General features: G+C 67.0%; 15 protein-coding genes. 5 read left to right on the forward strand and 10 right to left on the reverse strand.

Annotation, left to right across the window (positions count from 1 at the left end; genetic code table 11):
• Positions 1–15: 15 nt before the first annotated feature.
• From ACWF0M_RS27515 to ACWF0M_RS27530, 4 genes are all read right to left on the reverse strand, one after another.
• Positions 16–915, reverse strand: coding sequence for a nucleotidyl transferase AbiEii/AbiGii toxin family protein (locus tag ACWF0M_RS27515; protein WP_452238597.1), 900 nt, complete (start codon positions 913–915; stop codon positions 16–18).
• A complete protein-coding gene (locus ACWF0M_RS27520; RefSeq protein WP_452238598.1) occupies positions 915–1,532 on the reverse strand; it encodes a type IV toxin-antitoxin system AbiEi family antitoxin domain-containing protein in 618 nt (205 codons plus the stop codon). The genes ACWF0M_RS27515 and ACWF0M_RS27520 overlap by 1 nt, the downstream gene beginning before the upstream one ends.
• Positions 1,533–1,740: 208 nt before the next feature.
• The gene (locus tag ACWF0M_RS27525; protein ID WP_452238599.1) at positions 1,741–2,385 is read right to left on the reverse strand and encodes a DNA-3-methyladenine glycosylase; all 645 of its coding nucleotides are present in this window, start codon (positions 2,383–2,385) and stop codon (positions 1,741–1,743) included.
• A 66-nt stretch (positions 2,386–2,451) separates the two neighbouring features.
• Positions 2,452–3,894, reverse strand: a complete 1,443-nt coding sequence (locus ACWF0M_RS27530) for an MFS transporter (RefSeq protein WP_452238600.1) — start codon at positions 3,892–3,894, stop codon at positions 2,452–2,454.
• Between the two features lie 103 nt (positions 3,895–3,997).
• Between ACWF0M_RS27530 and ACWF0M_RS27535 the strand changes: the two genes are divergently transcribed.
• The gene (locus tag ACWF0M_RS27535; protein WP_452238601.1) at positions 3,998–4,564 is read left to right on the forward strand and encodes a TetR/AcrR family transcriptional regulator; all 567 of its coding nucleotides are present in this window, start codon (positions 3,998–4,000) and stop codon (positions 4,562–4,564) included.
• A 24-nt stretch (positions 4,565–4,588) separates the two neighbouring features.
• Here the strand turns inward: ACWF0M_RS27535 and ACWF0M_RS27540 are convergent, their stop codons facing one another.
• On the reverse strand, positions 4,589–5,098 hold the full coding sequence (locus ACWF0M_RS27540; RefSeq protein ID WP_452238602.1) for an NUDIX domain-containing protein: 510 nt from the start codon (positions 5,096–5,098) through the stop codon (positions 4,589–4,591).
• 59 nt (positions 5,099–5,157) lie between these two features.
• On the opposite strand from ACWF0M_RS27540, the gene ACWF0M_RS27545 reads away from it, so the two are divergent.
• On the forward strand, positions 5,158–5,724 hold the full coding sequence (locus tag ACWF0M_RS27545; protein ID WP_452238603.1) for a GNAT family N-acetyltransferase: 567 nt from the start codon (positions 5,158–5,160) through the stop codon (positions 5,722–5,724).
• Positions 5,725–5,838: 114 nt separating this feature from the next.
• Positions 5,839–6,420: a mycothiol transferase gene (locus ACWF0M_RS27550; RefSeq protein ID WP_452238604.1), complete on the forward strand. Its 582-nt coding sequence runs from the start codon at positions 5,839–5,841 to the stop codon at positions 6,418–6,420.
• A gap of 120 nt (positions 6,421–6,540) precedes the next feature.
• On the opposite strand, the gene ACWF0M_RS27555 is transcribed toward ACWF0M_RS27550, so the two are convergent.
• From ACWF0M_RS27555 to ACWF0M_RS27570, 4 genes are all read right to left on the reverse strand, one after another.
• A complete protein-coding gene (locus tag ACWF0M_RS27555; RefSeq protein WP_452238605.1) occupies positions 6,541–8,433 on the reverse strand; it encodes a heparinase II/III domain-containing protein in 1,893 nt (630 codons plus the stop codon).
• Positions 8,434–8,726: 293 nt separating this feature from the next.
• Positions 8,727–9,482 carry a hypothetical protein gene (locus tag ACWF0M_RS27560; protein WP_452238606.1) on the reverse strand — a complete coding sequence of 252 codons (756 nt, stop codon included), beginning with the start codon at positions 9,480–9,482 and terminating at the stop codon, positions 8,727–8,729.
• Positions 9,483–9,534: 52 nt separating this feature from the next.
• Positions 9,535–10,362 (reverse strand): hypothetical protein, encoded by an 828-nt coding sequence (locus ACWF0M_RS27565; protein WP_452238607.1) that lies wholly within the window; start codon positions 10,360–10,362, stop codon positions 9,535–9,537.
• 241 nt (positions 10,363–10,603) lie between these two features.
• A complete protein-coding gene (locus tag ACWF0M_RS27570) occupies positions 10,604–10,978 on the reverse strand; it encodes a VOC family protein (protein WP_452238608.1) in 375 nt (124 codons plus the stop codon).
• A 120-nt stretch (positions 10,979–11,098) separates the two neighbouring features.
• On the opposite strand from ACWF0M_RS27570, the gene ACWF0M_RS27575 reads away from it, so the two are divergent.
• Positions 11,099–11,509 (forward strand): VOC family protein, encoded by a 411-nt coding sequence (locus tag ACWF0M_RS27575; protein ID WP_452238609.1) that lies wholly within the window; start codon positions 11,099–11,101, stop codon positions 11,507–11,509.
• Positions 11,510–11,581: 72 nt separating this feature from the next.
• A complete protein-coding gene (locus ACWF0M_RS27580; protein WP_452238610.1) occupies positions 11,582–12,100 on the forward strand; it encodes a DinB family protein in 519 nt (172 codons plus the stop codon).
• Positions 12,101–12,837: 737 nt separating this feature from the next.
• Here the strand turns inward: ACWF0M_RS27580 and ACWF0M_RS27585 are convergent.
• Positions 12,838–13,326 (reverse strand): carboxymuconolactone decarboxylase family protein, encoded by a 489-nt coding sequence (locus ACWF0M_RS27585; protein WP_452238611.1) that lies wholly within the window; start codon positions 13,324–13,326, stop codon positions 12,838–12,840.
• Between the last annotated feature and the right edge of the window lie 260 nt (positions 13,327–13,586).

Consider the following 13,586-nt stretch of genomic DNA (forward strand, 5'->3'; position numbering starts at 1 on the left):
AAGCTAGCGGGGTGGTCAGGTCCAGCGAGCGTTCTCAGGATCCCAATCTTTGCCCCGGGCCTCGCCGCTGATGAGTGGGTCCGCGAAGGCTGTGACGACCGTGACTGTGTCCGCGAAGCTGGTTGGGTAGCCGCTGGCGGCTGAGCCTTGACGTCGTAGCCATGCGGAGTAGGAGGGCTGTCGCTGTTGAGGGAGATCGGAGATGCTTGAACTGAGCGGTCGCACCGTGATCCGTCGGTGCGCTGCGGTGGCCTCGAGAGCGGCGGACACCTGGTCGGCACCGAGCGTGTTGGTACGTAGGAGGCGGTAGAGATCGCCGTAGTCACGGTCGCGGGTGTTGAGGTCACCGAGTTCGATAGCGGTGGACAGTTTCTCGGCGATCACTGTGGCGAGTGGATAGCCGAGAATTGTGAAGGTCTCGGCCTCCAGCAGTTGTTGGTATGCGATGAGTTGGGGCTCGGGGGTGATGGGATCGCCCAGGCTGACATCGAGTTGAAGCTTGAGTTGTGCACGGGCGATCGAGGCGGGCATGACGAGCCGTAATCCGTGGTAGCGGCCGTCGTCTCGAATCGGCGCGGTTCTCAGGCTTGCGCCGTCGAACGTGACGCCGTCGTCGACCTGGGTCCCGGCGATCGCCCCGACACGGCGGACGATCTCGGTGTCCTCGCCGGTGAAGGCTTGCCCGAGAATGTCGATGTCTCGCGTCGTTCGGCGGGCGCCGAACTGGGCGAGGAGTAGTCCGCCCTTGAGGACGAAGTGTCCGCGGCCGGCTGGAGATGTTGCCAGTCGGTAGAGAAATCGTTCGAGAACGTACTCGACCATGACTTCGTCGGTGGCGCGCGTTTGTCGGCGTGCTGAGTTCCGCAAGTCGTTGTAGATGCGACCGGCTGTGGTGTCGCGGGCTGGATTGACCATCAGGCGAGCACCGCTTCGACAGCCGGCCGGATGACGGACAGGGCGTGCAGTTCTCGTGCGATGCGTTGGAGATCCCCGACCCCGTCGGGCCCACTGGTTCGCAGGTAGCGGCCGAGCGCTGCCAGGGCCAGTGTCTGGCCGATGCGATTGCGATGGCGCATCGCGTCGACCACGCTCCGGGCCGCGTCGTAGACCGGCACGAACTCTCCTGGCGCCGCCTCGTACTGCTCGATGTTGAGGTCGAAGGTCTTGGTCGCGTATTGCGCGATGACGACGGGCGGGTAGGAGATCGCCGGGCGGCGGCTGCCACGGGGTACGGCGACGTGTACGGCGGCCGGTATATCGTCGATCAGATCGTGAAGAGCGAGCGCGGACTCGCCGCAGACGACCGCGTGGGATGCTCGTGTGTGTACGGCCAGCAGATCGAGGTGTGCAGTCTCGGGGGCATCTGACCGCCGGTAGACACCGCGCGATAGTTCAATCGCGGCCCCTTCGCCGACCAGCGCCGCCAGATCCCGTGACGGCAGGTTGACCCCGCGCGCCTGCGCCGTGGTGAACGTGGGCGGCAGGCTCGCCAGTCGTTGGTGTAAGCGACCTGGCGACTCCGACGGCGTCATGTATCAAATCGTACCCCATGATGATGCTTGAGGGTACGATTCGGTACACGACTCGCCCACTGACTGCCTTCTGACCAGCCACTGTGGCGCGGATCCTTGAGTAATGAGGAGGTCGTCGGTTCGATTCCTACGGGCGACTCCACTCCGTCACACGGAGAAACCCAGGTCTCGGCCTTCGAAGGATCGCGCTGGCCTTGGTTGGCAGCTGTCAGGAGGATGGGGTGGGAGTGATGGACGGAAGGTGGTACCTGAGCGGAGCGTCATGGCCGTCATGTCGGGCACTGATGCCGACTCGCACGGACTTCCGGATGCTCCTGGCGTCGACCGATACACCCCAGTCCTCAAGGAACAAGGTGTCGCCTGTGAGGTCCGCGCCGTACAGGTCCTTGGTGATCTGGAAGGACTTGCACAGCTTTCCCGGCGAGTTGGCCAGGTCCTTGACCGCTCGTGGATTGTCCCACCGTGCGGTCATCAGCTCGACCCCTTCGACGGGTACGACGCCACGGATGAAGACCACGTCTGGCATATCAGCCCGATTCACGACAGCCGCAAATTGATGCCACATGCCGTAGATCAGATACACGTACGCGACGCCGCCTGACTCCCACATCACCTGGGTTCGCGGTGTCTTCTTGTTCCCGTGGTGGACCTCGTCGGTGAAAGCCGGGTAGGACTCGACATCGCGGATCATTCCGGCTACCCGGCCCAACGCGGTCTGGTGGACCATGACCTTGCCAAGGAAGTCGATGGCGCACTCAGCCGCGGGACGTAGGTAGAAGTCCCTGCCTAGCTTGGTAGCCGAGGCGGGACGAACAAGCTGCGTCGGGCCGGGGTCCAGGGACATGCTTGCCATGATTCCCTATCTTTCCGGCCTTTGCTGTCACCCTGTCGGTGCCGCCGGAACTGCGATCTTCGTCGTTCAGCGGCTTGCGGCTGCTTTGTTCGAGGTGGTGACTGCAGCTGGATCGGGCGTCGTGGGCTTGGATTTTGTCAGCCATAGGGCGGTGAATGCTGCGGTCGCCAGGGTGACGATGCCGGCTGCGAGGAAGGCGTTGTTGAGGCCTGTCTCGAAGGAGGCTCCGTCGGATTGGCGGGTGCGGACGATGGCTCCGAGTACCGCTACGCCGAGCACTGCGCCGATCTGTCGCGTCGTACTGCTGATGCCTGATGCGAGGCCGCCTTCCTGCGGGCTGACTGCCTGAATGGCGGCTCCCGTCAGCGGAGACATGGTCAGGGCGAAGCCGATGCCGACGATTCCGAGCCGCCACCACACGTTCCCGTAACCGGTGTCGGCGTGCACCAGGCCGAGCGCCAGCAGGCCCACGCCGGCCACGGCCAGGCCGGTGGTTACTACGATCCGGAAGCCGTACCGGGCGGCGAGCCGGCCCGCGAACGGGCTGACGATGACCATGGCGAGGGTCGCCGGCAGGGTCTGCAGGCCGGCGCGCAGGATTGAGCTGCCCTGGACGTACACGAAGAACTGGGAGAAGAAGAACGACGAACCCATGAGCGCGAACCCCACCACGACCATGGCGGTGTTGGACACGGTGAAGAGCCGCTGCCGGAACAGCCGCAGCGGCAGCATCGGCGCCGTACGACGTGCTTCGACGGCGATGAATGTGGCGAGGAGGATCACCGCGGCGGCGAAGCTGCCGAGGATCACCGGCGATGTCCAGCCGCGGGCGCCACCCTCGATCAGCCCGTAGGTCAGCGCTCCTACCCCCAGAACGGACAGCACCGTCCCCGGGACATCGATCGCGGGAGCGTTCGGATTGCGGGCCTCTTCCAGGCTGCGCAGGCCGACCAGCAGAAGGACCACGCCGATGGGCAGGTTGACCAGGAAGATGGCGGGCCAGCCGAAGGCCTCTGTCAATACGCCGCCTGCCACGGGGCCTGCCGCCAGGCCGATTCCGCTGAATCCGGCCCACAGCCCGATCGCCTTGATTCGTTCCTGCGGCACGGGATAGGCGGCGGCGAGCAGGGCCAGCGAGGCAGGGCTCAGCGCCGCGGCCCCGATGCCCTGCAGCACGCGGCCGGCGACCAGCCAGCCGATCGAGGGCGCGAGGTTGCACACCAGCGACGCGGCGGTGAACACGGCCACCCCGGTCAGGTACACCCGCTTGCGGCCGAACCGGTCGGCGAAGACGCCGCCGGACAGCAGCAGCATTGCGACCAGCAGTACGTATGCGTCGACGATCCATTGCAGACCGGTCAGCTGAGTGTGCAGCCGGTGCTGCATGTCGGGCAGCGCTGCTCCAACGATCGTGTTGTCGAGCAGCACCATGAATTGGCCTAGGCAGGTCACCGTGAGCAGCACGGCCCGGTTCGGTCGACTGCCTACGGTCCCAGGCGATTCAGGCATCGGGATTCCTCTCACTCAGCTAACGCAGCCAGCGACTGCGTTAGCCGAGTGTAGGGAGGGTCGGCTCATAAACGCAAGTCGCGACTGCGTTAAGGTGGAGGATGTGAACGAGCAAGAGCGAGCCCGGCGGCCCGGCGGGCGCAGCGCCCGCGTCGCCGCGGAGGTGCACCAGGCCGTGACCGACCTGCTCAACGAGCGCGGCTACGGCAACTTCACCGTCGGCGACGTCGCAGCCCGCGCGGGGGTGGCCGACAGCAGCATTTACCGCCGGTGGGGCAATCTCGCGACTCTGCTCACCGACGTGGCGCTCACCCGCCTCAACGCGCAGTCGCCGATGCCCGACACCGGGAGCTTGGCCGGCGACCTGCGCACGTACGCGGCCCAGGTGGCCCGCGAGATCACTGGACCCGACGGTCTGGCGTTGCTGCGCCTGGCAGTCGCCCTGTCCAGCCACGGTGACCAGGGCGCGCAGGCGGGTAACGACCTCCTCGTCGAACGCACCCGGCAGCTGCAGTCCATGCTCGATCGCGCCGTCGAGCGCGGCGAGCACGCACCCGACGCGTTAGGCGTGGTGGATCACATCCTGGCCCCGATGTACGTCCGCGTCCTGCTCGGCATCGGCCCGCTCACCCCGGACTACGTCGACGGCCTGGTCGACCGCCTGCTGTGACCTCAACCCGGTCCCCGGATGCGGTCATGTGCGGTGTGGTGGAACGCCGTTCTCGAGGTAGACGGCTTCCGGTGTACGTCGGTTCTTGAGGCCCGCGGCGACGCGTGCGAACTGTTCTGGGTCGAGGAGGTGGCTGGCTTCGTCGAGGGTGACGAACCTGGAGGAGGTGACCTCCGTCGGTTGGAGCACGATCCGGTCGATGTCGGCCGGTGTGAGCACCCCGCCGTCGAACAGGAACGCGACGATCTCCGTGAAGTCTCCTGACTGCGGGATCCAATCCACCGCGAGCAGGCCGCCAGGCTCCACGGTCAGGCCTATCTCCTCCCGGACCTCGCGCTGGGCGGCGAGGCGTGGCGATTCGTCGCGTTCGACCAAGCCGCCGGGGATGTCCCAGGTCGGCTTGTACGGCGGCTGAAGCACGAGCAACCGTCCCGCTTGATCCGTGAACAAGCAGTCGGCAGCCATCCGTTTGGTCGGGAGCTTCGCGGTGAAATGCACGTCGCCACCCAACCACAGCTCGATGATCGGGATCACTCGATCAGGTCGGGTCGTGCCCGAACTTGCGGACGTCCTGGGGGCCTCGCGGTGCGTGGTTGAATGCGCGGGTGGAGGCGTACCCGGTCGACCAGGCGCGGTGGGAGGACCTGGTCGAGCTGCTCGGGCCGAGCGGCGGGACGCGGGGATGCTGGTGCATGGCCCGCCGGTTGCCCGCATCAATCGTTGCCGCGAACGGGAGCGCCGAGAACCGTGCCGCGCTCGAGGGATTCGTCGACGCGGGGGAGCCGGTCGGGCTCATCGGGTACGTCGAGGACCGCCCGGCGATCTGGTGCGCCGTTGCCCCGCGGACGGCGTACTACGCGATCCTTCACTCGCGGACGTTGCCGATCGACGAGCCGGACGACGACACGATCTGGGCGATCAACTGCCTGTTCGTGAAGAGCGGGTACCGCGGGCGAGGGCTGACGTCGCCGATGGTCGACGCGGCCGTCGAGTACGCGCGGAGCTCGGGCGCGCGGATCGTGGAGGCCTACCCGGTGAAGGCGATGCCCGGCGACCCCGGCCGCGGCGTACTCAGCACGTTCCTCGCCGCCGGCTTCACGACGTACGCCGAGCACCGCACGACCGCCAAACGCAACATCGTCGTACGCCGAACGCTGTGACCGACTCGGCGACCGGAACGTCTACGAACGCACGGGCGCCGCTCGGGAGGTTCCAGTACGGCGCATTCCAGGTTCCGGAAGGGGAGCGTCCGGAATTGGATCTACCGTGCTGCCATGAGTGAAAATGCGTGGGTTTCGCCGTGGTGGGAGCCGCCGTTGGCGGGGAGTGATGTCGAGCATCTGGTCGGGGCACTGGACCGGTTGCGTACGACGTTCCGGTACAAGGTCGACGAACTGGACGCGGACGGGTTGAACACGCGGATCGGGGCGTCGTCGATCACGCTCGGCGGGTTGCTGAAGCATCTCGCCGCGAACGAGGACTACCTGTTCGACGTGAAGTTCCAGGGGAAGCCGATGAGCGGGCCGTGGCTGGAGAACGGTTGGCACGACGACAACGACTGGGAGTTCAACTCCGCCGTCGAGAACACACCGGCCGAGCTGTACGCGTTGTGGGACGGCGCGGTCGCGCGGTCCCGGGAGACGTTGACGGCGGCAATCACCGACGGCGGGCTCGATCAGCCGGCCGACATCACCTGGCCGGACGGGCGGCATGCGAGCCTCCGCCGCCTGGTCTGCGACCTGATCGAGGAGTACGGCCGCCACACGGGCCACGCCGACCTGATCCGCGAGGCCGTCGACGGCCGCGTCGGCGAGGACCCGCCCCGCGACTGGAAACCCGTCGGCCCCAAGGCCTGACGCGACCGGGGCCAACGCCTGAGGCGGACCGCCAGCACTACACAACTGGCGCCGGCGCCCGCGGCTCACGCTCAGCGCGTCCCGCGGACGGCAGTTGTTGAGTGCTGGCGGTCCGCAAACCTACTTGATCCGCTGCATCGTCCCGTCCGCGGCGACGCTGATCACGGTGGTCACCCCGTCGACCGTCAGGTTCACGATCATTCGCGAGCCCTGCCACGACGTCGTGTACGAGACCGTCGCGTTGGTGCGGGTCGGGGCGATCACGGACAGGATGTTCGCGTCCTGACCGGACCGGTTGAACTTCACCACCGGCGACGGCAGCCGCTTGTCGATCGTCGTGTAGTGCCAGCCCTGGATCGGGTCCTGCTGCCCGGTCGTCACCTCGATCGGCGTCGTCGCCTGCTGGAACGGGATCTGCAGCAGCGTCGTCTTCACCGTGTCGCCCGGTCGTGCGGCCACCGCCCGATCGTTGCTGCTGACAACCACCTTCTGGTCCGCGGGCAGATGCCACAGCGTCGAGTACTCCTGCTCGGCGGCCGACGCTCCGCGATCCAGCACCACCATCAGATCGGGATCCTTCAGCACCAGCACGTCCCGCGTCCGGTCGATCCCGGCGCCCGGCGAGTCGTGCAGTTCGTAGAACTCCGACGTCGCCTTGATCGACGACCGCACCAGCTTGGTCTCCGGGTGCCCGGTCGCCGACTTCACGACCATCTCGTTGTGCGCGAACTGACTCTTCGCCCAGAACCGCCAGTCGTCCATCTTGTACCCGGCGTGCCCGCCGTCGATCAGGATGTCGCGCCCGCGCGAGGTGTACGTGATCGACGTGTGGTCGTTGTGCCCGTGCAGTTTCTGCGACGGTCCGAACCGGATGCTGTACGTCGATTCCTGCGTGAACGGCCGTGTCTCGCCCCAGCCGGTCCGCCCGAAGATGTACCCGGCGTCGAAGATCCCGATCCGCTGTGTCGGCCGGATCCCGCGGGCGCCGCGCGTACCGGCGTACTCGAGAACCGTCCCGGTGACGGGCACCGTGCGAACCACCTCGGAGTCGCCGAGCTGCGGCAGGTTCCCGAGCGAGTTGGTTGCCAGCGCGAGCCATTTCGCGAGTTCGCGGCGGCGCGCCGTGATCGTCGTACCGGGGTCGACGCCGCACTGACGCAGTACGTCGATCGCCCGCCCCCAGAGCATGTAGTTGAACTGCGCGTACGCCGTCGACTGCTCGTTCGTCGAACCCTGCGTGTCGATCGACGTCGTGATCGCACTCGTCAGCCGGTCGGACGCGATCTTCTTCAGATCGTCGCGCTGCAGCGTGCACCCGATCCCGAACAACGCCAGGCTCTCGTCGGTGCCGTGGTTCCAGTCGCCGCTGTAGTTCTTCTGCAGGAACCATGCGTGCTCCAGCAGCGCCTTGTCCAGCCACGCGTACGTCAACGGCAGCCGCGCCGCGTGCAGCCCCGATAGCACCGCCTGTCGCAGGCAGATCAGCACGTTGGTGCGGTGCATCGTCGACTCGTACGCGCCGACGTCGGACGTCCACGAGTACGGGTTGTCCTTGACCCAGTCGCGCGTGATCGCGCTGACCCGTTGCAGTGCGGCCTTGTCGCCGGCCGCGGCGGCGTCGATTCCTTGCCCCAGCCAACGAAGCGAGTGCAGCCACATGTACCAGCTGGGGTTGTTCGGCGGGTTCATCCGCCAGTCGATGTTTCCCTTGCCGTCACCGACCTTGGTCGGCGGCGTCGTACCCCACGTGAACATGTCCTTGGAGAGATTGGCGACCGGGTTCGCGCTGTCGATCCCGCTGTACGCCGGGCACGTGTAGACGTTCTGCCGCACCGGCGCAGGCGGCGCAGTCGGCGGCTCGGGCGTGCGGCTCACGGTCGGATCCGGCGCGGCCTCCGGCTCGGATCCGCCCCACGGGATCATCAGGACGGCGCCCAGTACGGCGACACTCGCGAGCAGCGCGATCGTGAGTCGTAGCGTCGTACTGGACGTGCGCAGATGTCTCGCGGGCATCGTTGGTCCTCCCCGCATACCCGAAGGCATGCCTATTCTGGCCTAGACCTGAATTCGGGTAGGGCGATCCCGGTGACAGAGTCAGGTGGTTGTGTCGGTGAGTACTTCAGAAACGCGGAGCGAATGGTCGAAGGTTGCGTCCGGCATCAGTTCTGCCGGTCAGCCCCTGTCAGATACGTCGCCATCGGTTCCCCCCGAGGTCAAGTCGGTTCCTCTACCTCATAGATGTCGCGAGCCGTCCGAAAAGTTGCGCGGATCGACGACTTCGGTTCCGGTTGCCCGGACGGGCAGCGTCAGCTGGGCCGGATCGCCTGCAGAATCAGGGTGTTCCGCGCGTTCTGGCCGGTCGGCACAGTCGTGTGCCGCCCGTCGCGCAGGTCGGTGTGCAGCCGCTCCGGACGTGCCGCGAGGAACTCGGCCCAACGGACGATCCGCAAGTTCGGATGCTGCAGCGCCGCCTGCGACAGTTGCAGGTTGATCCACTCGCTGTTGCGCTGATCGGCGACCTGTACGGCGGGCGGCTCGTCGGTTCGGGAGACCTGCACGTCGACCCAGTAGACGGTCCGCTGCGAGCCGGCGATCTCGAGCGCCCGCTCGACCTGTGCCGCGAACGCGGGCGGGTCGAAGATGTCGTTGGTCCCGACCGCCATCACGATTCGCCGCGGGAGACCGTACTCGCGCGCCCAGGCTGCCATCGCGTCGACCGCCGCGGACGTCGGCTGGCCGGCCCAGCTGTACTGCGCGAACGACGTACCCAGTTGTTGTCCGAGGAGCCGGCCGAGAGCGGCGCCGTCCTGTACGGCGATGCTGTCCCCGAAGAGCACCACGCCGTCGGTCGCGACGACGTGGCGGACCTCCGCGCTGCTCGCGATCACGCGGTTGTTCGCCTGCCAGGATCCGAGCGCGCCGGATCCGAAGGTTCCCGAGCTGACGACCGGTGCGGCGGCCTTCGCGTGCGCGGTCGGCGCCTCGAGATGCAGCAACGCCAGGAGGAACGCGGTCAGGATCACGATAATGGCGGCCGAGATCGACCAGCGCTTGATGAACATGCCTACCTCCTCAGCTCTCTTCACGCGGAAGACGGCCCTGAGGTTGGCATGTTCAGCGACTTTGGATGGCGTCCGCGATCAGTTCGTTGCGGGCCGCGCCGCCGACCGGCTGACTGGTGTGGACGCCGTCGCGAAGGTACTGCGCCGGGCGGTCCGGCCGGGACTGGAGGAACCCGGACCAGTCGATGATCCGTAGGTTCGGGTGCTGGAACGCCGCGTCCTGCAATTGCTGGTTGATCCACGCGCTGTTGGCGAGATCGGCCTCCCGTACGGCGGCCGGCTGCTTGGTGCGGCTGACGTACACGTTCACCCAGTACACCGTCCGGTCCGGCCCGGCGATCCGCAGCGCGCGCTCGACCTGCGCCGCGAACGCGGCCGGGTCGAAGATGTCGTTCGTACCGACCGCCATCACGATTCGTCGCGGCAGACCGTAGCTACCCGACCACTCTTCGAGCGCGTCGACCGCCGCTGACGCCGGCTGCCCGGACCAGTCGTGGACGGCGATCGCGTCGCCGGTGCGATCCGTCAGCAGCCGCTCGAGCGCGCCACTGTCCTGGACGGCGATGCTGTCGCCGAACATGAAGATCCCGTCGAACGCGAGCACGTCGCGGATCTGGTCCTCCGGGCTGATCCGGTGGATCAGGTTCTGCCACGGGCCGAGCGTGCCCGAGCCGTACCGCCCCGGCCCGCTCGACGGGACGCTGTAGTCGGCGCCCCCGACCGTGCTTTCGGCGCTCGTCGACCGCGGTTCGAGTACGACGAGGACGCCGCCGAGCAACGCCACCACGAGCAGCGTCACGACGATCGCGGCGACCGACCCCAGGAACGCCCGCAGCGCGGACGGCTTCCGTTCACCCGCATGACCTGGTTGTTCCCGCACCTGGTGCAACATCTCGACGCCCCCCAGCCTCCGTCTTCCTGTACAGACATGACGCGGTGACCCCCGAATTCGCTGCATGCCCCTACCCCCAACACCCCGGAGCGAACCCCCCGGTTCCCCACACCAGGATCCCCGAAGACGCAAATCCTGAATAGATTCCGGTCATACCGGAATCGGACCCGTCACCTGTGATCGCGGGTGACGGGACGTGGGCGTTCGATCACGACGGGTGGGGGCCTGCTCAGCCGGCGCGCTCCGCGTCGCTGCGTTCGACGCAGAACTCGTTGCCTTCGAGGTCCTTCATCGTGACCCAGCCGCGGCCGTCCGGGACCCGGTGGTCCTCGTGGATCGTGCCGCCGAGCGACAGGATCCGCTCGACCTCCTGGTCCCGCGTACGTTCCGTCGGTCCCCAGTCGAGGTGCACCCGGTTCTTCACGGTCTTTCCCTCCGGGACCGCGATGAACAGCAGCCCGGGAAGCGGCGCCGGCGCCTGCACGAGTACCTCGTCGTCTCCCGGTACGTCGCCGTCGGCCACCGGCCAGCCGGTCACGGTACTCCAGAACTGTGCGAGCTTGTAGGGGTCTCCGGCATCGATTGTGATGTGTCGCAGCAACATCCCGAGACCTTAACCCGACGGTGCGTTTCAGGGGGTCGCGGACTGTCGGCGGCCGGGTCTACTGTGCGGAACATGAGCGCCGGGCCAGAGGGTCCGGCCGGTTGGGGGAAGGACAGTTCGATGGCATCTCGGCTCAATCCGTACATCCAGTTCGACGGCGACGCGCGCGCGGCGATGGAGTTCTACCAGGGGGTGTTCGGCGGCGATCTGTCCACGAACACCTTCAAGGAGTTCGGCGCCGGTCACGGACCGGACGACGACGAGAAGCTGATGCACAGCCAGCTCGAGACCCCGAGCGGGTTCACGCTGATGGCCTCCGACACGCCGCAGGGCATGCCGTACAACCCGGGCGAGAACATCGCGATCAGCCTGAGCGGCGACGGCGACGAGCTGCGCGGGTACTACGAGAAGCTGTCCGCGGACGGCGGCAAGGTGTCGGTCCCGCTCGAGAAGCAGATGTGGGGCGACGAGTTCGGCATGGTCACCGACCGGTTCGGCATCAACTGGATGGTCAACATCGCCGCGAGCTGACCGTGCGCACGCCGTACCCGGGGGTCGAAATCCAGTACCCCGGGTACGGCGGGCGCGGCTAGCTTGGCCTGCATGGGAACCAACGATCTGCTCTTCGACCCCATCCGGCACAACAACTGGGCGACCGGCAGCCTGATCGAGTTCTGCCGCGCCCAGAACCTGACCGCCGAGCAGCTGGAGGTCACCGGCGTCGGCACGTTCGGCGGCATCCTCGCCACCCTCGACCACATCGTCCGCTGCGACGGCAGCTACCTGCGCCGGATCGCGGACCGTCCCCTCGCGTACGTCGACAGCGAACCGGCGACCGAGCTGGAAACCCTGGCCATCTGGAACGCCGAGGCCGGCGACCTCTGGGAGTACTTCCTCACCCAGCCGATCGACGTCGACCGCGTGCTGATCGTCGACGACAACACCCGCGGCACCCGCGTCGGCATCTTCATCGCCCAGGCGATCAACCACGCCAACCACCACCGCGAACAGGTCTGCGCCATCCTCACCGGCCTCGGCATCGAGCCCCCCGACATCCAGGCCTGGGAATACGCCTGGACCACCGCCCGCATCTGGGACCTGGACAAAACCACCGCCCAGTAACCACCGCCCAGTACCACCGCCCCACCGCGCCTGGCTGAGCGTGGCGAGGCCTCCGCACGCGAGGGGATATCCGCCTGGCTTCTCTGTTGGTGTTAGAGGGGAGAACCCACAACGCCAGTGGATATCCGTTTCTTGTGATTGATGTGTGCGTGGTCGACGGGCTCCAGGGCGGTGCCGGGCTTGGGATGTGCACGCTCGACAGGAGGTGTCGGGTGGTGGGGTAGTGCACCTGAGCGTGAACGCGCCCGTGCGTACACCGTCTCGCGGGTGCACTACCTGTCGAGCGTGCACATCACCCCGCCGCGACCAGCCGTCCCGCCACCAACCCCATCACCCAGCCGGCAAGACAACATCCACCCATCCAGCACAAGAACGGATATCCCCTGGCGTTGGGGGTTCTCCCCTCTAACACCAAGGGAGAAGCCACAACACCATCGGATATCCCCTCGTGTGCGAGGGCTCTTGTCGCGCCCACCTCGGCGCCGGCCGGCGGGATGGACCGGGCGGTGCATGCGGTGGTGCGGTGCGTGCGGTGGTGGTGTGGGCGGTGGTGCGGTGCGGTGCGTGCGGTGCGGGCAAGCGGTGGTGTGGTGCGGTGGGACCGGAGACAGGAGTTGGTGGGCGGAGACAGGGAATGTCGGGTTCCAGGTCTCCACAGCTTGTCGCGAGTCTCCGGATGCCGCCACCGACGCCCACACATCTGACCGGAGCGCCGGATATCCCCTCGCGTTGGGGTGTCAGCTGCTGATGGCGGTTGTCATCAGGCCGGGTTCGTAGGAGCCGCCCAGCTGGTTGAGGGTGATGGCCATGCGGTTGGTGGCGTTGATCATGGCGATCAGGGTGACCAGCCCGATCAGCTGGTTCTCGTCGTAGTACTTCGCTGCGCGGGTCCACGTCTCCTCCGAGACGCCTTCGGACGCGTCGGCGAGCCGGGTTGCCTCCTCGGTCATCGCCAGCGCGGCCTGCTCCTCCTCCGTGAACACCGTCGAGTGCCGCCAGCCGGCGACCAGGTTCAGGCGGGTCGTGGTCTCACCCTCGGCCGCGGCCTCCTTCGCGTGGATGTCGATACAGTGTCCGCAACCGTTGATCTGGCTGGCCCGGAGCATCACCAGGTTCTGGGTCGTGGTCGGCAGGCCGGTCTGCTGCAGCAGGGAATGGACCGCGAACAGCCGCTTCGCCAGCTTGCTGCCGAGCTCGTTCTGCATCAGGTCGATACGGGGTTCCATCGTCGTCGTCCTCACTCGTGGGATCTACTGGACGAACACGAGATGCCGGCGGCGCGACTCCCGTGACGATCTGAGGACGTGACGAGCGCCATACCGCCAGAGGTGTCACAGAATCCGGCCGAGCGGCATCTGATGGGCGACATACGCGCGTACGAGGAGAGCAGTCATGACACTCCCTGTGTCAACCTCACGCCGCAGATTGAGCGGTTGTGTGTTGGTTGAGGATGGTTGCGGCGCGGTGGTTGGCGGGGTCGTAGGGG

It is taken from the genome of Kribbella sp. NPDC055110 (assembly GCF_053607525.1).